This is a genomic window from Sphingomonas pseudosanguinis (assembly GCF_052056765.1).
Lineage (GTDB): Bacteria > Pseudomonadota > Alphaproteobacteria > Sphingomonadales > Sphingomonadaceae > Sphingomonas > Sphingomonas pseudosanguinis.
In genome coordinates, this window is sequence record NZ_CP189888.1 from 950,736 (window position 1) to 968,550 (window position 17,815).

General features: G+C 67.6%; 17 protein-coding genes and 1 tRNA gene. 7 read left to right on the forward strand and 11 right to left on the reverse strand.

Annotated elements, in window-relative coordinates:
* Positions 1-11: 11 nt before the first annotated feature.
* Entirely contained in the window at positions 12-518 is a 507-nt protein-coding gene (gene secB, locus ACQHGV_RS04340; protein WP_183951013.1) for a protein-export chaperone SecB, read from the reverse strand.
* A gap of 220 nt (positions 519-738) precedes the next feature.
* Here secB and ACQHGV_RS04345 point away from each other — a divergent pair, with 220 nt between their 5' ends.
* The 3 genes from ACQHGV_RS04345 to ACQHGV_RS04355 are packed head-to-tail and all read left to right on the forward strand — an operon-like array spanning position 739 to position 3,310.
* Entirely contained in the window at positions 739-1,362 is a 624-nt protein-coding gene (locus ACQHGV_RS04345) for a Tim44/TimA family putative adaptor protein (protein WP_440980136.1), read from the forward strand.
* Between the two features lie 15 nt (positions 1,363-1,377).
* Positions 1,378-2,757: an MltA domain-containing protein gene (locus ACQHGV_RS04350; protein ID WP_440979574.1), complete on the forward strand. Its 1,380-nt coding sequence runs from the start codon at positions 1,378-1,380 to the stop codon at positions 2,755-2,757.
* A gap of 25 nt (positions 2,758-2,782) precedes the next feature.
* Complete coding sequence (locus ACQHGV_RS04355) at positions 2,783-3,310, forward strand: Smr/MutS family protein (RefSeq protein ID WP_440980137.1); 528 nt, start codon at positions 2,783-2,785, stop codon at positions 3,308-3,310.
* Here ACQHGV_RS04355 and dapE read toward each other — a convergent pair.
* Positions 3,288-4,403 carry a succinyl-diaminopimelate desuccinylase gene (dapE, locus tag ACQHGV_RS04360; protein ID WP_440979575.1) on the reverse strand — a complete coding sequence of 372 codons (1,116 nt, stop codon included), beginning with the start codon at positions 4,401-4,403 and terminating at the stop codon, positions 3,288-3,290. The genes ACQHGV_RS04355 and dapE overlap by 23 nt on opposite strands.
* 138 nt (positions 4,404-4,541) lie before the next feature.
* Here dapE and ACQHGV_RS04365 point away from each other — a divergent pair, with 138 nt between their 5' ends.
* Positions 4,542-4,724, forward strand: coding sequence for a hypothetical protein (locus ACQHGV_RS04365; RefSeq protein WP_183951009.1), 183 nt, complete (start codon positions 4,542-4,544; stop codon positions 4,722-4,724).
* Positions 4,725-4,831: 107 nt separating this feature from the next.
* Here ACQHGV_RS04365 and ACQHGV_RS04370 read toward each other — a convergent pair whose 3' ends face one another.
* The 7 genes from ACQHGV_RS04370 to rpmH all read right to left on the reverse strand — a co-directional run bounded on the left by ACQHGV_RS04370 (position 4,832) and on the right by rpmH (position 12,198).
* Entirely contained in the window at positions 4,832-5,494 is a 663-nt protein-coding gene (locus ACQHGV_RS04370; RefSeq protein WP_440979576.1) for a glutathione S-transferase family protein, read from the reverse strand.
* 110 nt (positions 5,495-5,604) lie between these two features.
* The gene (locus ACQHGV_RS04375; protein WP_440979577.1) at positions 5,605-8,688 is read right to left on the reverse strand and encodes a TonB-dependent receptor plug domain-containing protein; all 3,084 of its coding nucleotides are present in this window, start codon (positions 8,686-8,688) and stop codon (positions 5,605-5,607) included.
* Between the two features lie 303 nt (positions 8,689-8,991).
* On the reverse strand, positions 8,992-9,666 hold the full coding sequence (gene yihA / locus ACQHGV_RS04380; protein ID WP_338110508.1) for a ribosome biogenesis GTP-binding protein YihA/YsxC: 675 nt from the start codon (positions 9,664-9,666) through the stop codon (positions 8,992-8,994).
* A complete protein-coding gene (gene yidC / locus ACQHGV_RS04385; RefSeq protein WP_440979578.1) occupies positions 9,663-11,360 on the reverse strand; it encodes a membrane protein insertase YidC in 1,698 nt (565 codons plus the stop codon). The genes yihA and yidC overlap by 4 nt, the downstream gene beginning before the upstream one ends.
* 18 nt (positions 11,361-11,378) lie before the next feature.
* Positions 11,379-11,591 carry a membrane protein insertion efficiency factor YidD gene (yidD, locus tag ACQHGV_RS04390; protein ID WP_206362490.1) on the reverse strand — a complete coding sequence of 71 codons (213 nt, stop codon included), beginning with the start codon at positions 11,589-11,591 and terminating at the stop codon, positions 11,379-11,381.
* 2 nt (positions 11,592-11,593) lie between these two features.
* The gene (rnpA, locus tag ACQHGV_RS04395) at positions 11,594-12,004 is read right to left on the reverse strand and encodes a ribonuclease P protein component (protein WP_440980138.1); all 411 of its coding nucleotides are present in this window, start codon (positions 12,002-12,004) and stop codon (positions 11,594-11,596) included.
* 59 nt (positions 12,005-12,063) lie between these two features.
* Entirely contained in the window at positions 12,064-12,198 is a 135-nt protein-coding gene (gene rpmH / locus ACQHGV_RS04400) for a 50S ribosomal protein L34 (RefSeq protein WP_007404632.1), read from the reverse strand.
* A gap of 197 nt (positions 12,199-12,395) precedes the next feature.
* On the opposite strand from rpmH, the gene ACQHGV_RS04405 reads away from it, so the two are divergent.
* The 3 genes from ACQHGV_RS04405 (at position 12,396) to ACQHGV_RS04415 (ending at position 14,417) form a co-directional block, all read left to right on the forward strand.
* On the forward strand, positions 12,396-13,910 hold the full coding sequence (locus ACQHGV_RS04405; RefSeq protein WP_440979579.1) for a YifB family Mg chelatase-like AAA ATPase: 1,515 nt from the start codon (positions 12,396-12,398) through the stop codon (positions 13,908-13,910).
* Between the two features lie 93 nt (positions 13,911-14,003).
* Positions 14,004-14,267, forward strand: a complete 264-nt coding sequence (locus ACQHGV_RS04410) for a hypothetical protein (RefSeq protein WP_440979580.1) — start codon at positions 14,004-14,006, stop codon at positions 14,265-14,267.
* Positions 14,268-14,332: 65 nt separating this feature from the next.
* Positions 14,333-14,417, forward strand: a tRNA-Leu gene (locus ACQHGV_RS04415).
* Positions 14,418-14,424: 7 nt separating this feature from the next.
* Here ACQHGV_RS04415 and cobA read toward each other — a convergent pair.
* Together cobA and ACQHGV_RS04425 are read right to left on the reverse strand one after the other, a co-directional pair.
* Positions 14,425-15,210 carry a uroporphyrinogen-III C-methyltransferase gene (cobA, locus tag ACQHGV_RS04420; RefSeq protein WP_440980139.1) on the reverse strand — a complete coding sequence of 262 codons (786 nt, stop codon included), beginning with the start codon at positions 15,208-15,210 and terminating at the stop codon, positions 14,425-14,427.
* Positions 15,203-17,800, reverse strand: a complete 2,598-nt coding sequence (locus ACQHGV_RS04425; protein ID WP_440979581.1) for a molybdopterin-dependent oxidoreductase — start codon at positions 17,798-17,800, stop codon at positions 15,203-15,205. Before ACQHGV_RS04425 ends, cobA begins: the two co-directional genes overlap by 8 nt.
* Positions 17,801-17,815 lie beyond the last annotated feature (15 nt).

A 17,815-nucleotide genomic window follows, 5' to 3' on the forward strand; every position in this document is an offset into this window, starting at 1 on the left:
ATCAGTCCGGATCAGGCGTGGCCGGTTTCCGGGGTGTTGGGCTGTGCGCCCGCCTGGGCATCCGCCTGCTGCAGATACAGCTGCGCGAAGTCGATCGGCTCGAGCATCAGGGGGGGGAAGCCGCCGTCACGCACCGCATCGGCCAGCACGCGGCGGGCGAAGGGGAAGAGCAGGCGCGGCGCTTCGCCCAGCATGAAGGGCTGGATCTGGTCGGCCGGCACGTTGCGGAAGCCGAAGAGACCGGCATAGCTGAGGTCGACGATGAAGGCGGTCTTGCCCTCGGACTCGGCGCGAACCTCGATCTTCAGGGTCAGTTCGTGGACTTCCTCACCGACCTGCGCGGCCGAGATGTTGAACTGCACGTCGATGCCGGGTGCGGTCTGCGCCTGATAGATGGCCGGGGCGTTCGGGTTCTCGAACGACAGGTCCTTCACATATTGCGAGATCATGCCGGCGGCGGGGCCGGTATCGTCACCAGCCGGCGCTTCGAAGCCCTGCGGCAAACCCTGTTCGTCCATCGTCAATACCTTCTCGTATAGTATCAAGGGGGCTAGGGAACCGAAAGGGCGGGTCCGCGCGTTCGGCCTAATGGCCGTTGCGCGTAGCAGCGGGTCGACGCGGATTCAACCTTGCCCAACTCTCTCGGGTGGCCGGGTTTTCATTGTCGGTCGCTGTGCCTATATCGGTCGGGTTATCGAAAGGCTTGTCGCGTTGTTATTCTACGTCGTTCTTCTCGCGATGGTTGCGCTGTTCCTGGCGCTGAGGCTGTACAGCGTGCTGGGCAAGCGTACCGGCCATGAACAGCAGCCGCTGCCGCGCAGCGCGGACGATCGCGCCCGCCCCGTGGCGCTGCCGCGCACGACCGAGGCGACGCAGACCCCGGCCCCGGTCGTCAACCGCAACATCGACCCGCGCGCCGAACAGGGCCTGCGCGGGATCATCGCCGGCGAGCCGGGCTTCGACGTCAACCAGTTCCTGGCCGGCGCGCAATCGGCCTATCGCATGACGCTGGAGGCGTTCTGGAAGGGCGACGAGCAGGCGCTGGCCGAACTGGTCGATACCGATGTGCTCGCGGCCTTCTCCGAAGCGATCGCGCAGCGTGAGGCGGCGGGCGAGACGCTCGACAACCGTCTGATCCGGGTGGAAACCGCCAAGATCGTCGATGCGCAACTCGCCGGTCGCGATGCGCGGATCACGGTGCGCTTCGATGCCGACATCGTAGCCGTCACCCGCGATGCCGAGGGCCAGGTCGTTGCCGGCTCGCTGAGCGATGCGGTCGAAACGCATGACATCTGGACCTTCGCCCGGACGCTGAAGAGCGGCGATCCGAACTGGAAGCTCGTCGACACCGACGAAGCCTGACGACAGGCCGGAGGAATGCGAACGGTGAGGGGGCTTCGCACCGCGGCGACGGTCGCGCTTTCGTTGAGCCTGGCGGCCTGCGCCGGGCATATCGTCCCGCCGGGTACGTCGGGCGATTATACGGGCGGCGCGTCCCGCCCCATGCCCTCTAAGCGACCCGAAGCCCGTCCCGATCGGCCGCGTCCCGTCGGGCCTTCGGTCCAGCCCAATGGCCCCAGCGTCTCGCGCGTCGGTCCCGGTCCGGTCCAGATCATTCCCGCGACGCCCTTGCCCGCCACCCCGGTGATCGCGCCCGCTGGTGCGACCACTGCCGCGCAGGCGGGCGTGCTGGCCGGCCCGCCGGTCGCCGCCCTGCCGATCACCGAGCCACAGGCCGAAGCGGCGCGTGCAGCCTTCCTCCTGTCCTGCCCCGGCCTGATGCGGCGGACCGACAGCAGCGGCCTGACCCAGGGGGCGGACTGGCAGCCGGCTTGTCAGGCGGCTGCCAATGTGCCGCGTGGCGGTGCGCGCGACTTCTTCGCCCGGTATTTCGAGGCGGTACAGGTCGGCGACGGCCGCTCGCTGGCGACCGGCTATTATGAGCCGGAAATCGCCGGCTCGCGTGATCGTCGATCGGGCTATGAGGTGCCGATCTACGCCCGCCCGCGCGACCTGATCGATGTCGATCTCGGCGCCTTCTCGACCGCGCTGAAGGGCAAGAAGGTTCGCGGGAAGGTGCAGGGCACCAATCTGGTCCCCTATGACGACCGGACCGCGATCGAGGAAGGCTCGCTCGAGGGACGCGCGCCCGTCCTCGCTTGGGGCGCGGACCCGGTCGAGGTGTTCTTCCTGCAAATCCAGGGTTCGGGGCGACTGCGGCTGCCCGGCGGTGACATCATGCGGGTCGGCTATGACACGCAGAATGGCCGGGACTATACCGGCATCGGCGCGCTGATGAAGTCGCGCGGGCTGCTGGGGCCGGGGCAGACCTCGATGCAGGGGATCGTCGCCTGGTTGCATGCGCATCCCGAAGAAGGTCGTGCGATCATGCGCGAGAATAAGAGCTTCGTGTTCTTCCGCGAACTGGACGGCGCGCCGCAGGGCGCGATGGGCTATGCGGTGACAGGCCAGGTGAGCGCGGCCGCCGATCCCAAATTCGTGCCGCTGGGCGCGCCCGTCTTCCTGTCGATGGATCGGCAGGATGCAACCGGCCTATGGGTCGCGCAGGACACGGGCGGGGCGATTAAGGGCGCCAACCGCTTCGACACCTTCTGGGGTGCGGGCGAGACCGCGCGTGCGGTCGCGGGTGGCATGTCGGCGCGGGGCACGGCGTTCCTGTTGCTGCCGGTCGGCACATTGGCGCGTGCCGGCACTGTCGGTGCGAACGGGACGGCCGGTGCGATCCCTCAACCCTGACGAAGCGCAGCTCTGGGCGCGGGTGATGAACACCGTGCGCCCCTTGCGTGCCGCGATCGTGCCCGCCAGGCCCGCACCACCGCCTCCGACGATGGAGGCGGTGTTCCACGAAACGCCGGGCGCCCCCAAGGTGCGGGTGAAGGGGCGCGTGCCTCCGTTGCGTCAGCCTGTTCCCGTACCGGCCGCGCCCAAAAAGGGGCCGGGCGAGACACTCGATGGCGGATGGGACAAGCGACTGTCGCGCGGCGCCGTGATCCCCGACAGCTCTCTCGACCTGCACGGGCATACCTTGTCGTCAGCGCACGCGCTGCTCGACCAGGGGTTGGGCCGCGCCATCGCGCGTGGTGACCGGGTGCTGCTATTGGTCACGGGCAAGCCACCGCGCCCCGAAAGCGAGCGCCCGCATGCGCGCGGTGCGATCCGCGCGGCGATCAGCGACTGGCTGGGCGCGTCGCGCCATGCCGATGCGATCGCGGCGATCCGGGGTGCCCATCCCCGCCATGGCGGGCAGGGCGCGCTCTACATCGTGTTCAGGCGCCCGCGCGAGCGATGATGCCCGCATAGATGCGGGTCAGCGCGTACAGATCGTCGACCGCCACTGCCTCGTCGACCTTGTGCATCGTCGCATTGAGCAGGCCGAACTCGACCGTGGGGCACAGCTTCGACAGGAAACGCGCGTCCGACGTGCCGCCGGTGGTCGACAGTTCGGCCTCGATCCCGGTCTCGGCACGGATGGCGTCGGCGATCATCGCGGAGAAGGGGCCGGGCTGGGTCAGGAACGCCTCGCCCGAGATGCGGCCCGTGACCTGGGCGGCGGGCGCATGGCGCTGCGCCACGTCGGCGATCCGGTCGATCAGCGCCTGACCTTGCTGTTCGTCGTTGAAGCGGATCGACAGTCGCGCCTGCGCCGATCCGGGGATGACGTTGTGCGCGGGGTTGCCGACATGCAGGTCGGTGATCTCGATGTTCGATGCCTGGAACCAGGCATTGCCGGTATCGAGCGTGATCCCCTCTATCTCGGCCAGGATCGCGACCAGCGGCGTGATCGGATTGTCGGCGAGATGGGGATAGGCGACATGCCCCTGCCGCCCGGGCACGGTGATCCAGATATTGACCGAGCCACGCCGCCCGATCTTCATCATGTCGCCCAGCCGGTGTGCCGAGGTGGGCTCGCCCACCAGGCATAGATCGGGCGCGACCCCGCGCTCGGCCATGCGATCGATCAGCGCGCGTGTGCCATAGACGGCCGGGCCTTCCTCATCGCCGGTGATGATCAGCGAGAGAGGGATGGTCGGATCGGCCGGGATCGCCGCGACAAAGGCCGCGACCGCACCCTTCATGTCGACCGCGCCGCGTCCGTATAGCAGGCCATCGCGTACATCGCCCGAGAAGGGCGATCCCTGCCAGCCTTCGCCGGCGGGCACGACATCGACATGACCGGCAAAAGCGAGGTGCGAGCCGTCGCCGGCGCGCGTCGCGAGCAAATTCTCGACCGGACCATCGGGTGCTTCCCCGATGACGAAGCGATCCACCACGAAGCCCAGCGGGACGAGCGCGGCCTCCAGTACGTCGAACACGCCGCCGATTGCGGGGGTGACGCTGTCGGCGCGGATCAGGGCCTGTGTCAGGGAAAGGGCATCGGTCATGCGGCGGGGCATAGGCAGCCGCGACGGCACAGGCAATCACCCGGCCCGATCGCGCTAATCTTTCTAATCCAGGTTAGGGGATGGCGGGACCCCAATGGCATGCGCATCGTTGTGAGCGCTCATGATGGGAGTAAGGCGATGAACGATCGCGATCGTGGTGTGGATCACAAGGGCCGAAAGACCAGCGTCGCCCTGATGGCATGGCTGGGCGTGGCGCTGTTGATCGCGTTCGGGCTGCTTTGGGCATTCACGTCGCGCGTCGCCGAACCGGCGGGCGAGCAGCGGGCGCCCCTCAACGAAACGCCGCCGGCGGCACGGTGAGCGGGGGGCGTGGCCTTCGACTTCGCTCAGGCTGAACGGGGGGGTGTCGGACCGATGGCGATGCGCTCCGCTCAGCCTGAGCGAAGTCGAAGGCCAGGGGCAAACACTCACCCCACCGGCTGCTCGAACCGCTCGATCACCCATTCCTCCTCCTGCGCCCCGGCGATCCAGTCCTGCATGAAGGGGTGGCGCAACACCGCATCCATATAGGGGACGGCGAAGCGCGCGACTGGCAGCTGATAGGTGATGATGCGCGTCACCACCGGCGCGAACATGATGTCGACCGCGCCGAATTCCCCGAACAGGAAGTCGCCCTCGCCGCCGAACCGCGCTCGCGCCTGCGCCCATAGCTCCATGATTCGCTTCAGATCGACGATGACGTCATCATCGGGCATCCGCGCCGGATAGATCTGGCGGATGTTCATGCTGTGCTTGCGGCGCAGCGCGACGAAGCTGGAATGCATTTCGGCCGCCATCGACCGCGCCATGGCACGCGCGGCGTCGTCGGCCGGCCAAAACAGGTCGCGGCCCACCTTGTCGGCGAGATAGTCGATGATGGCCAGGCTGTCCCACACCACCGCCTCGCCGTCCCACAGGATCGGCACCTTGCCGGACGACGGCGCGAACTCGGCCCCCTCACGGCGCTTGTCCCAATCCTCGTCGTAAAGCGGCACGACGACCTCCTCGAACGCGATCCCCGACTGGCGGCACGCAAGCCAGCCGCGCAGGGACCAGGAGGAATAGGCCTTGTTACCGATGATCAGCTTCATGGCGACAGGGGTAACCGGCCCATGCCTGCCCGGCAACCGGGCAAAGAAAAACCCATCCGGCGGGAACCGGATGGGTTTTGTCTGTCAGGCCTTGTCCGATCCGAAGCGGATCAGAAGCGGGCGGTCGCCGCCACGCGGAAGAAGCGGCCGATGATGCCCGAGAAATAGGGCCGGGTGCCGCCAGCCACCGAGGTCGCCGGGAAGGGCGCCGAGGCGTTGAAGACGTTGTCGACGATGAAGCGCAGGTTGAACTGGTCGTTCACCTTCACGCCCACGGTGGTGTTGAACACCATCCAGTCGCTCAGGCCGCTGATGTTGCGGGCATTGGCGGCCTCGTCGAGGTTGAACTTCACCTTGCCGGTATACTGGCCCTGGAACAGGAAGTTGATGACCTTGCCCTCATAGGTCAGGTTCGCCGTGCCCGAATGGCGCGGAAAGCCGATCTCGCCAGCGGCGTGGTCGACGTCGCCGACACCGATCTGGGTCTGGAGCTTGTCGCGGTAGAAATAATTGACCGACAGACCCACCGTCCCGGCATTCTCCAGGCCGATGCGGCTGAGCGGCAGGCGATAGGCGATGGTCGATTGCAGGCCCGCCATTTCATAGGACGCGGCGTTGAAATAACCTTCGCGGATGGTCGTGATCTGGCCATCGGCACCACGGTCGAACTGGCCGCAGAACTGGTTGGGATAACCGGCGCCGTCATAGCAGGCGTTCAGGATCGACTCGCCGTCGAGCGAGGTGATCGCATCGTTCAGCTTGATGTTGACCCAGTCGACCGCGACCGACAGGCCGGGGATGAACGCGGGCTGTGCGATGGCGCCGACGGTCCAGCTATTGGCCTTTTCGTTGCGCAGGTTGGGGTTGCCCGCGACCGTCACCGGAATGGTGAAGTTGCTGAACCGCGAGTCGAACGTGTCCGGGTTGATGCCGGCGGCGATGCAGTTTGCACGACGAACAGCGGGGTTGGGGCCGTTGCCGACATAGCGGGCGTCGCACGGGTCGAAGCCCGAGTCGAATGCGCGCGAGGTCGGGTTGAACACCTCGGTGATCGCGGGCGAGCGGATCGAGCGGGTGAAGTTGCCGCGGAAGGTCAGCCCCTGGAAGAAGCCGATACGGCCGCCCGCCGTCCAGGTCACGTCGCCGCCCGACAGCGAGTTGTCGACATAACGCGCCGCGCCGTCGAACTCGAGCGTCTTGAGCCAGCTCAGCTCGCTCTTGCTCGACACGAAGGGGACGACGACTTCGCCGAACACTTCATTGGTGTGGAACTTGCCACGAATAGGATCGATCGGAATCGTGCGGCCATACTGGACGCGGCTGCCGTCCGCCTGGGGTTCGCCATAATAGAAGGCGCCCGGATCGAACTGCGTCTTTTCCTCGCGATGCTCGTAGCCCAGCGACAGCGACACGTCGTTGCCGAACAGCTGGAAGACCGGGCCGTTGATGTTAGCGTTGAACACCAGCTGCTCATTGGCCGAGCGCGGGGTGGCGACCGCGAAGATATAGTCGCGTGCGGCCTGGCTGGCCTGACCGATGCCGAAGATGTTGAGCGGGGCGCAGCCACCGCCACCGATCGACGGGATGGTCGCATTCACCACGCCCGGACGGCAGGTGATGTTACCCGAGGCATCGCGCACCGCGTCGATCGCGTTGGCGAAATTCTGCTGGATCAGCTCGAAGTTGCGGCCGTTGGTGATCGACTTGCCATAGACGGCCGAGGCCTCCCACTTGAAGTCGCGGCCCAGCAGCGGCACCGTGCCGTCGAAGCCGCCGACGAAACGATAGGTCTCGACGGTCGCCTCGGCGCGGCCCGTGGTCAGGTCGGCCAGTGCGCGACCGACATAGAACTGGTTCTGGCCGGCGGGCAGATTGGCCGCGATCGTCGCGCGGTCGGTGGCCGACAGATACGGGTTGTCGAGGCTGATCAGCAGATTGCCATCGGCGGTGCCGGCATCGTCGAACAGCGCCGTGTTGTAATTGGGCTGATCGATCAGGTTCACGCCCTTGCTGCGGACGTACCAGGCCTCACCAAAGAAGCGGATGCGGTCGCTGATCTGATAGCTCGCCTGCGCATTGGCGACATAGCGCTCGGAGTTGGTCAGCAGGTTCGACTGGAGCGGCAGGTTATATCCATTGCCGCCGCTGCTGATGTAACCCTGACGCATCGGCGTGCCGAGGTCGAGCGGGACCAGCGTGCCGTTCGCACCGAACTGGAGAAGCTGACCGGCGGCGTTGCGGATGCCCGAACGGCTGGCGAGGAAGTCGTCCGCGCTGAACGGCACACCGCCGATGGTGAACGCGCTGTAGCGCTGGTTCGGATACAGGACGCGCTGGAAATCGCCGGGCGTCGCGGGCGTGCCGAAGAAATAGCCGGTGGCGGTGATGTCGCGGTCGGCGGCGGTCAGGCCGGTGACGCGGTTATACTCGCCCGAGATGGTGATGTTGCCGCGGCCATCGGCGAAATTCTTGCCGGCGAGCAGGCTGAGGCGCTGGTCGGGGGCGTCGCCCATCTGCGACACGCCGGCCTGGCCCTCGATCTGAAGCCCTTCGTAATTGCGCTTCAGGATGATGTTGACGGTGCCCGCGATCGCGTCCGAGCCATAGATCGGCGCGCCGCCGATGGCGACGGTCTCGACCCGCTCGACCAGCGTCGTCGGGATGTTGTTCAGGTCGACCTGCGTACCGGCCGATACCGGGCCGAAGATGCTGGCGGTGTTCGACGATACGAAGCGGCGGCCATTGACCAGCACCAGCGTGCGCTGGGTCCCCAGGCCGAAAAAGTCGACGAAGGTCTGCGCCGGGCCGAAGGACGACTGCGCACCGACACCGCTATTGCCCGGAGGGCCGAAGGCGGGGATTTCGCTCAGCACCTGGCCGACATTGGTATAGCCGCGGTTTTCGATCTGCGCGGCACCGACGACCTGGGTCGGCTGCAGCGTCTCGAACTCGGGGCGTGCGATGCGCGAACCGGTGACGACGACGTCCTGGCCGGCGCCCGCATCCTGCGTGGTCGTGCCGTTCTGGCTGGTCGTGGTGGTCTCGGTGGCGGTGCCGCTCTGGGCGGTCGTGCTCTCCGGGGCGGCGGGCGGCAGCGTCTGCGCGAAAGCCGGGCCGGCCAGGATGGTCAGCAGCGCCACGGCGCTGACGTCGCGCAGCGCGCGAACCTTGATGGTGTGAGACATGGTACGCATACCCCTGAACTTTATGGTTATGCGTAACCGGCTATTCCCCCGGCACGGACAGGGTCAACAAAAGCGTCATATCTGCTGACGTTTGTGTCCCGGTGCAGCATTTCTGCAACAATTTATGCGACTTGTGTCACCGAAGCGACGGCGCGAGCCGGTCGAGCGACGCGGAAAAAATGCGGCGGCGCGGTTTCGCCAATAACCCGGCGGCGTGCCGAAGGTTCCTGTCCGTGAACCACGATGGTAAATTTGTTCGCTAGGCCAGGCGGGCTCGAGGCGGTTCGTTCGATGCCGCCCCGAGCCCGCGAATCAGCCGATGGCTTCCAGCACCGCCGCGCGCAGTTCGGCGATGCCCATGCCGCCCTCGCTAGAGGTGGCGAGTATGTCGGGATGCGCGGCGGCACGCTTGCGCGCTTCCACCTCGGTGCGGGCGACGACGTCGGCGAGTTCGGTCGCCTTCACCTTGTCCGCCTTGGTCAGAACGATGCGATAGCTGACCGCCGCGCGGTCGAGCATCTCCAGGATCTCGCGATCGACCTCCTTGATGCCATGACGCGAGTCGATCAGCACCAGCGCGCGCTTGAGCGCCTGCCGCCCGCGCAGGAAGTCGTTCACCAGGAAGCGCCACTGCTTGACCATGTCCTTGGGCGCCTTGGCAAAGCCATAGCCCGGCATGTCGACCAGTCGCAGCGTGGGCGGGGTCCCGACGTCGAAGAAGTTCAACTCCTGCGTCCGCCCCGGCGTGTTCGACGTGCGGGCCAGACCGTTGCGGTTGGTCAGCGCGTTGAGCAGCGACGACTTGCCGACATTGGAACGGCCCGCGACCGCGACTTCCGGCACGATCGGATCGGGCAGGAATTTCAGCGCGGGCGCGGACTTCAGGAAGGTGACCGGCCCGGCGAACAGCTTGCGCGCCTGCTCGACCAGCTCCTCCGAGAAGCCGGCGGGCTCTTCGGAGGGGGCAGGGGTGGGAAGCTCGCTCACTTGGCGACAGGCTGCTTCAGGCCCGGATGGCGGGCGTAGAGCAGGCGCTGCTGCAGGATCGAGATGCAGTTGGTCGTGATCCAGTAGACCTGCAGGCCGACCGCGAACGGCGCCATCACGAACATCAGCACCCAGGGCAGGATCGCGAAGACCTGCTTCTGCGCGTCATCCATCGGCTGCGGGTTCATCTTGAACTGGAAGTACATCGAGATGCCCAGCAGGATCGGCACGACGCCGATCGCGATGAAGTGCGGCGGCACGAAGGGCAGCAGGCCGAACAGGTTGACCGGGGTCAACGGATCGGGCGCGGACAGATCCTTGATCCACAGGACGAAATGCTGGTGGCGCATTTCGATCGTCAGCATCAGCACCTTGTAGAGCGCGTAGAAGATCGGGATCTGGATCAGCGTCGGCAGACAGCCCGCCAGCGGATTGACCTTCTCCTGCTTGTAGAGGGCCATGACCTCCTGCTGCATGCGGACCTTGTCGTCCTTGTACCGCTCCTGCAGCGCCTTCATCTTGGGCTGCACCGCGCGCATCGCCGCCATCGAGGCGAACTGGCGCTGCGCGATCGGGAACATCAGCGCGCGGATGGTGACGGTCAGCAGGATGATCGCGACGCCGAAATTGCCGATCAGGCGGAACAGCCAGTCGAGATAATAGAAGATCGGCTTTTCCAGGACGCGCAGATACCCCCAGTCGAGCGCGTAATCGAGCTTCGTCGCGCCTTCCTTGTCGGTATAGCGATCGAGCAGCGCGACTTCCTTGGCGCCCGCAAAGAAGCGGGTGGTCTGGGTCACCTGACGGCCCGGCGCCAGCGTCTGCGGCTGGAGCGTATAGTCCGCCTGATAGGTCTGGCCCGCGCCGGCGCGGAACTGGCCGTCGAACGTCTTGGCCTGATCGGGGATCATCGTGGCCAGCCAGTATTTGTCGGTGAAGCCCAGCCAGCCGCCGGTGGTGGTGAAGCGGGTGGGGGCCTTGTCCAGATCCTTCCAGTTCGGACCGTAATTGGCCGAGCCGTTATTGACCGACATCGGGCCGACATGGATCGTCCAGCTGTCCGGATCGGCCGAGATGCCGCGATTGATATAGCCATAGGCCGCGACCGGCACCGGCGCGGTGCCGCCATTGGCCACCGTCTGCTGGACGGTGAACATGTAATCCTTGTCGACCGACAGGGTGATGCGGAATTGCTGGCCCTGGCCATTGCTCGACGACAGCGTGACCGGTTGGCCGGGGCGCAGCACGGGCGCGCTCGCGGTCCAGACGGTGTCGGCGGCGGGCGGGTTCAGCCCGTTGGTGCGCCAGCCAAAGCCCGCGAAATAGGCACCCGTCGCGCCGGCCGGCGACAACAGGCGGATCGGGGCCGAATCCTTGGCGACCGTTTCCTTATAGTCGAGCAGGACGAGGTCATCGATCCGCGCGCCCTTCAGGTTGATCGACCCCTTCAGGCGCGGCGTATCGATCGCGACGCGCGGGGTCTCCGCCAGCACGACCCGGCGATCGCGAATCGCGGCGGGGGTGTCGGCGGTGGGATCGGCCTCGGGCTTGGGCAGCGGCACCTGCTTGCCGTCGACGATCTTCGTCGCGGGCGGGTTGCTGGGGAAGAACTTGTTCTGGATGAGCGGCCATCCGAACAGGATCAGCGCCGCGATCACCGCGAACACGACGAAATTCTTGCGGTCTTGGTTCACGTGGAAACCCCGTTAGTGTCAGGGGACCGGGTCGGGTCCGTGCCCGCCCCAGGGATGGCACCGCGCGATGCGCTTGAGCGCCAACCAGCCCCCTTTGACCGCGCCATAGCGGGCAATGGCCTGTATTGCATAGGCCGAACAGGACGGTTGATAGCGGCACGTGGGCGGCAAAATGAGCGAGGGGCCGAGTTGCCAGCCCCGCGCGATCAGAATCAAGGCCCGCGCGAACAGGGTCACGCGGGCTCTTGAGTCGATGTCGCGGCCTGGGTCACGGCCGGGGTCGCGGGCTGGCGATGCGCGCCGCCACGGGGGCCATGCCCCTTGCCACGGCCATGATGCACGCGCGGTTCGCGTGGGCGGTCATGGCCACCGGTGTCGGGCGAGGCGGCACGGGTCAGCGCCTTGGCCAGCTCGGCGGTGAGCGCCTGATAGTCGCGCTCGATCCCGCCCTGCCGGCCGATCAGGACATGGTCCGCGCCGGCGATGCCCTTTGTCGGCAACAGATCGCGCGCGAGCGCCCGCATCCGGCGTTTCATCCGGTTGCGAACGACCGCGTTGCCGATCTTCTTGGTGACGGTGAAGCCGACCCGAATGGCGGCGTCACCGTCATCACGCGGGCGAACCTGCAGCACGAAGCCGGGCATCGCCACGCGTCGCCCGCCATTGGCCGCGAGGAAATCGCGGCGGCGGGTCAGCGTCGTGATTACGCCGACAGCTTCTTGCGACCGCGCGCGCGACGCGCCCGGATCACCGCACGGCCGCCGGGCGTCGCCATCCGCGCACGGAAGCCGTGACGGCGAGCGCGCACCAGATTGCTCGGCTGAAAGGTCCGCTTCATCGTTCATTCCTTGGATACGTCTGAATAAAAACGGCCGCCACGAGGACGGCCTTGGTGGCAAGCCGCTTACGCAAAGCGGGCTTTCAAGTCAATCGGCTGTGCAAGGTCGGCGCACACCCATCTTCCCCTTGCGGTCGCGCCGCTTCCTTTGCAGGGAAAGCGGGCGGGCAGGGGAGAGCCCGCGCGGGGGGTATTCTATGGCGACGATCGTGTCCACGGTGGCCTATCTGGGGCTGGAGGCGCGCGCCGTCGAGGTGCAGGTCCAGCTGATCGCCGGGCTGCCGGCCTTCAATCTGGTCGGATTGGCCGACAAGGCGGTGGGCGAAAGCCGCGAACGCGTGCGCGCCGCCATCGCCGCCATGGGCCTCGCCCTGCCCCCCAAGCGGATCGCGGTGAACCTGTCGCCTGCCGACCTGCCCAAGGAAGGATCGCATTTCGACCTGCCCATCGCGCTCGCCCTGCTGGCCGCGATGGGGGTGGTCGATGCCGAGCTGCTCGCCGACCATGTCGTGGTCGGCGAATTGGCGCTCGACGGCCGGATCGGGCCGTCGCCGGGCGTGTTGCTGGCGGCGATCCATGCCGCGTCGGTCGAGAAGGGGCTGATCTGTCCCGCGGCACAAGGCGCGGAGGCGAGCTGGGCCGGTGGCGGATCGGTGATCGCCGCGCCCGATCTGTTGTCCCTGATCAACCATCTGAAGGGGCACTCGGCGCTGCCCCTGCCCGAGGCGGGGCTGGTCGAGGAGGGCATGCCCGGCCCCGACCTGTCGCAGGTCAAGGGACAGGAAAACGCCCGCCGCGCGCTGGAGATCGCGGCGGCGGGCGGGCATAACCTGCTGATGAGCGGCCCGCCCGGCTCCGGCAAATCGCTGATGGCGGCGTGCCTCCCGGGTATCCTTCCCCCGCTGGACGCGGCCGAGGCGCTGGAGGTGTCGATGGTCCAGTCCGTCGCTGGCACTTTGGCCGGGGGGCGGCTGACCCGCACACGACCCTTCCGTGCGCCACATCACTCGGCATCGATGGCGGCGCTGACCGGCGGCGGGTTGAAGGCCAAGCCCGGCGAGGTGAGTCTGGCGCATCTGGGCGTGCTGTTCCTCGACGAACTGCCCGAATTCCAGCGCGCGGTGCTCGATTCGCTGCGCCAGCCGCTGGAGACGGGCACGATCAGCATCGCGCGCGCCAATGCGCATGTGACTTTCCCCGCGCGGGTGCAACTGGTCGCGGCGATGAACCCGTGCCGCTGCGGGCATCTGGGCGACGCGGCACTGGCCTGCGCGCGGGCGCCACGCTGTGCGGCGGATTATCAGGCGAAGATTTCCGGGCCTTTGCTCGACCGGATCGACCTGTCGGTCGAGGTGCAGCCGGTCCGCGCGGTCGATCTGTTCGCCCCCGCCGCCGCCGAATCGTCGGCGGTCGTCGCCGCGCGGGTCGCGGCGGCACGGGCGCTGCAGACCGCGCGCTACCGGGATGCGCCGGTCACGATCCGCACCAATGCCGAGGCGGACGGCCTCTGGCTCGAACGGTTCGCGACGCCCGACGATGCGGGGCGCGCCCTGCTGGTCGAGGCGGCGGAGCGGATGCGGCTGACCGCGCGCGGCTATACCCGCGTGCTACGGGTGGCGCGCACGATCGCCGATCTGGCGGGGGCGGATCAGATCGGCCGCATCCATGTCGCCGAGGCGCTCAGCTATCGCCAGCGACCGCCGACCAATTAGGGTTGGATATTCGGTGCTTGTCGGTCGCACCCGATCCTGACATGCTGGGCCATGGCCATGCTAAGAACGCCACCCGCGCGCCGGATCGGTGGAGTGGCTCTCATGCTGCTGGCGCCGCCACTGTTATGGCTGGCGTTCCTATGGTCGGAGCCGGCCAGGATCGGCCTGCCGGCCCCGGTCCTGGGCTATGGTCTGGCGGCCTTGGCGATGCTGCCCGGCCTGATCGGGCTGGGCATGCTCGATCTGCGGCGGCGGACGATGCTGATGATCCTGCCGCTCTATATCGTGGCGATGGCGATCGTCCTGCTGGCGACGCTCGGCGCGTCGGGCTGTATCCTGCTGGGCGAGTGCGGCTGATTTACCCTTGGCGACAATCGGCGCTTGCACCGTACGTCACCCTCGTCTAGCAGCGCCTCTTCGCTGCCCCTGTGGCGAAATTGGTAGACGCATTCGACTCAAAATCGAACGCCGCAAGGCATGCTGGTTCGAGTCCGGCCAGGGGCACCACTTCCGGTCACAACCGGGCACCTATCTCCGCCATGTCGCAGGATCGACGTTCCGCCGGGAGCCGGCGTGCGCCCACCGCTTCGCCGATCAGCAGGAGCGCGGGGTCCTTGTCGCCGATGGTGCGGGTCAGGAAGCCCAGCGCGTCGAGGCGGCCGGTGATCAGCCGTTCGGTGGGTAGCGAGACGTTGACCGCGATCATCACCGGCGTGTCCGCCGGCATCCCCGCCGCGACAAGTTGGCGCGCGATCTCGGGTGCGGCGGCGCGGCCCATATAGACGGCGAGCGTCGCGTCGGGTGCGGCGAGCGCCGACCAGTCGAGCGACAGCGGTTCGCCCGCGCGCAGATGCGCGGTGACCAGGGTCAAGCGACGCGACAGGCCGCGCAGGGTCAGCGAGATCAGGCCCGACGCCGCCGCCGCGCTCGCGGCCGTGATGCCCGGACAGATATGGACCGCGATCCCGGCCGCGCGGCAGGCATCGATCTCCTCCGTCGAGCGGCCGAAGATCGACGGATCGCCGCCCTTCAGTCGGACGACGCGTTTTCCGCTGCGCGCGGCGGCGACGATCAAGCCGTCGATCGTGCCCTGATCCTTCGAATGGCGGCCCGAGCGCTTGCCGACGCTCGCCAGCTCGGTTGAGGCGGGGACCATCGCCAATATCGCCGGTCCGACCAGCGCGTCGTAGAAGACGATGTCGGCAGCGGCGATCAGCCGTTCGGCCTTGCGCGTCAGCAAGTCGGGATCGCCCGGTCCGGCACCGACCAGCCAGACCGAACCGGCGGGAAAATCATCCATGCGCATGGGCAGGCTCCTGGGCTTCGGTGAGCAGGCGGGCGAGGGCGGGGCGGCACGATCCGCAATTGGTGCCAGCACCCAGCGCCGCACCGATCGCGGCGACATCGGCCAGTTGCTGGTCGCGGATCGCCGCGACGATGGTGCGGACGCCGATGTCGAAACAGGCGCAGACGATCGCGCCCCGATCGACCTGCGCGCCGGAGGCACGACCCGCGAGGATGGTGGGCGCGACCTGTGGTGCGCTGAGTTGCGCGATCAGCCAGTCGCGCGACGGCAATTCGCCACGCTCGGTCAGGAACAGCACGGCGGCCAGCCGGTCGTCGGCGATCACCGCGACGCGCCGCGACCCGCGTGCGGGGTCGGTCGCCTCGACCCGCTGGCCCCTGGGGAGCAGCGCGTCGAGCGTTGCCGGGTCGCCATCCCCCGCCACTTCCCACAGCCAGCCGCCGGGCACCGCGACGCGGGTTGCCCACAGGCAATCGGGCGTCGCATCCGCCTCGCCCGACAGGATGACGAAGCCGCGCCAGCGGGTCGCGACGGCGGCGATGCTGGCGGGGGTGCGCTTGAAGCCGGGCTGGCCCGAATAGGGATCGGTCAGCGGGCGAGGGAGCAGGCCGGTGCGGCCGCCGGTCGCGGTCCGGTCGGTCCAGTGGATGGGTACGAACAGCTCGCCCGGCCGCTGTCCGGTGCTGACCGACACGCGATAGAGGCTGGTCCCCTGCGGCGTGCCGACCCGCGCTAGCCCGCCATCGGTCAGGTTCAGGCGCGTGGCATCGTCGGGATGGACCTCGACCAGCGGCTCTTCGCGGTGACGGGCCAGCTTGGGCGCGAGGCCGGTGCGGGTCATCGTATGCCAGTGATCGCGATAGCGGCCGGTGTTGAGCGTCAGCGGCCAGTCGCGCAGCGGTGCGGGAAGCGCCTTCTGCGTGACCGTGACCAGCCGGGCACGGCCATCGGCCGTTGGGAAATGGCCATCGGCAAAGGGCGTGCCGCCCCAGCGGAACGGCATCATGGCGTCATAGTCCGTATTACCGCCGCTCCACTGGCCGGGCAGCGCGAACAGACGCGAACCGTCATTTTCATAATGGGATAGCCGGCAATGCTCGCGCCATATCTCGGCCGGGCGGTCATAGGCGAAGGCGGTCTTCCATCCCATGCGGCGGCCGACTTCCTTGATAATCCACCAATCGGGCTTCGCGTCACCGGGCAGCGGAAAGAGCGCGCGCTGGCGGCTGATCGTGCGGTCGGAGTTGGTGACGGTGCCGTCCTTCTCGCCCCAGGCGGCGGCGGGCAGGCGGACATGCGCATGGGTCGCGCTGTCGGTATCGGCGACCACGTCGCTGACCACGACGAAGGGGCAGGCGGCCAGCGCCTCGCGCACCGCACCCGCATCGGGCATCGAGACGGCGGGGTTGGTGGCCATGATCCACAGCGCCTTGATCCGCCCCTGGCCCAGTTCGCGGAACAGGTCGACCGCCTTCAACCCCGGCTTGGGCGCGATGTTGGGAGCTGCCCAGAAGCGCTGTACGCGCGCGCGGTTCTCGGGCGCGAAGTCCATATGCGCCGCCAAGGTCGAGGCCAGCCCGCCGACTTCACGGCCGCCCATCGCATTGGGCTGTCCGGTGATCGAGAAGGGGGCCGCGCCCGGCTTGCCGATTCGCCCGGTCGCGAGGTGGAGGTTGAGGATCGCGTTCACCTGATCGGTGCCGGTGGTCGACTGGTTGATGCCCTGGCTGAACAGCGTGACGGTGCGCGGCGTGGCGGCGAACAGTTCGTAGAAGCGGCGGAGATCGGCCGGCGCGACGTCGCAGGTCTTGGCGACCGACCACAGGTCGCTGCCTTCGTCCAGCGCGGTCCAGAAATCCTCCGGCGTCGTGACCGAGGCGGTAAGGAAATCGGCGTCCACCACGCCCGCCGCGCGAGCCCAGGCGAGCGCGCCGTTCATCAGCGCGACGTCGCTGCCCGGGCGCAGCGCGAGATGCAGGTCGGCCTGCTCGGCCGTCTCGGTCCGGCGGGGATCGATGACCACCAGCTTGGCGCCGGCGTCGCACCGGGCGCGGATACGCTGATAGACGATCGGGTGGCACCAGGCGGTGTTGCTGCCGACCAGCACGATCAGGTCGGCGGCGTCGATGTCTTCATAGGTGGCGGGAACGATGTCTTCGCCAAAGGCGCGGGTGTGGCCCGCCACCGCGCTCGACATGCACAGCCGCGAATTGGTGTCGATATTCGCCGAGCCGATAAAGCCTTTCATCAGCTTGTTGGCGAGGTAATAATCCTCGGTCAGCAACTGGCCGGAGACGTAGAAGGCGACGCTGTCGGGACCGTGCTGCGCGATCGTGTCGCGGAAGCGCTTGGCGACGAGGTCGAGCGCCTTGTCCCACGACGCGCGGCGCTTGCCGATCATGGGCGTGAGCAGACGGCCTTCGAGGCCGACCGTTTCGCCCAGATGCGTGCCCTTGGAACAGAGCTTGCCGCGATTGGCGGGGTGCTCGGGATCGCCCTCGATCCGGACTTGGCGGTCGCCGGTCACGGTCGCGCGGATGCCGCAGCCGACACCGCAATAGGCGCAGGTGGTGCGGATCGTCATACTTCATTCCTCCCC

Coding starts and splice junctions, on each gene's coding strand:
- secB (WP_183951013.1), bottom strand. CDS start 518: ATGGACGAACAGGGTTTGCCGCAGGGCTTCGAAGCGCCGGCTGGTGAC.
- ACQHGV_RS04345 (WP_440980136.1), top strand. CDS start 739: ATGGTTGCGCTGTTCCTGGCGCTGAGGCTGTACAGCGTGCTGGGCAAG.
- ACQHGV_RS04350 (WP_440979574.1), top strand. CDS start 1,378: ATGCGAACGGTGAGGGGGCTTCGCACCGCGGCGACGGTCGCGCTTTCG.
- ACQHGV_RS04355 (WP_440980137.1), top strand. CDS start 2,783: ATGAACACCGTGCGCCCCTTGCGTGCCGCGATCGTGCCCGCCAGGCCC.
- dapE (WP_440979575.1), bottom strand. CDS start 4,403: ATGACCGATGCCCTTTCCCTGACACAGGCCCTGATCCGCGCCGACAGC.
- ACQHGV_RS04365 (WP_183951009.1), top strand. CDS start 4,542: ATGAACGATCGCGATCGTGGTGTGGATCACAAGGGCCGAAAGACCAGC.
- ACQHGV_RS04370 (WP_440979576.1), bottom strand. CDS start 5,494: ATGAAGCTGATCATCGGTAACAAGGCCTATTCCTCCTGGTCCCTGCGC.
- ACQHGV_RS04375 (WP_440979577.1), bottom strand. CDS start 8,688: ATGCGTACCATGTCTCACACCATCAAGGTTCGCGCGCTGCGCGACGTC.
- rnpA (WP_440980138.1), bottom strand. CDS start 12,004: ATGCCCGGCTTCGTGCTGCAGGTTCGCCCGCGTGATGACGGTGACGCC.
- rpmH (WP_007404632.1), bottom strand. CDS start 12,198: ATGAAGCGGACCTTTCAGCCGAGCAATCTGGTGCGCGCTCGCCGTCAC.
- ACQHGV_RS04405 (WP_440979579.1), top strand. CDS start 12,396: ATGGCGACGATCGTGTCCACGGTGGCCTATCTGGGGCTGGAGGCGCGC.
- cobA (WP_440980139.1), bottom strand. CDS start 15,210: ATGGATGATTTTCCCGCCGGTTCGGTCTGGCTGGTCGGTGCCGGACCG.
- ACQHGV_RS04425 (WP_440979581.1), bottom strand. CDS start 17,800: ATGACGATCCGCACCACCTGCGCCTATTGCGGTGTCGGCTGCGGCATC.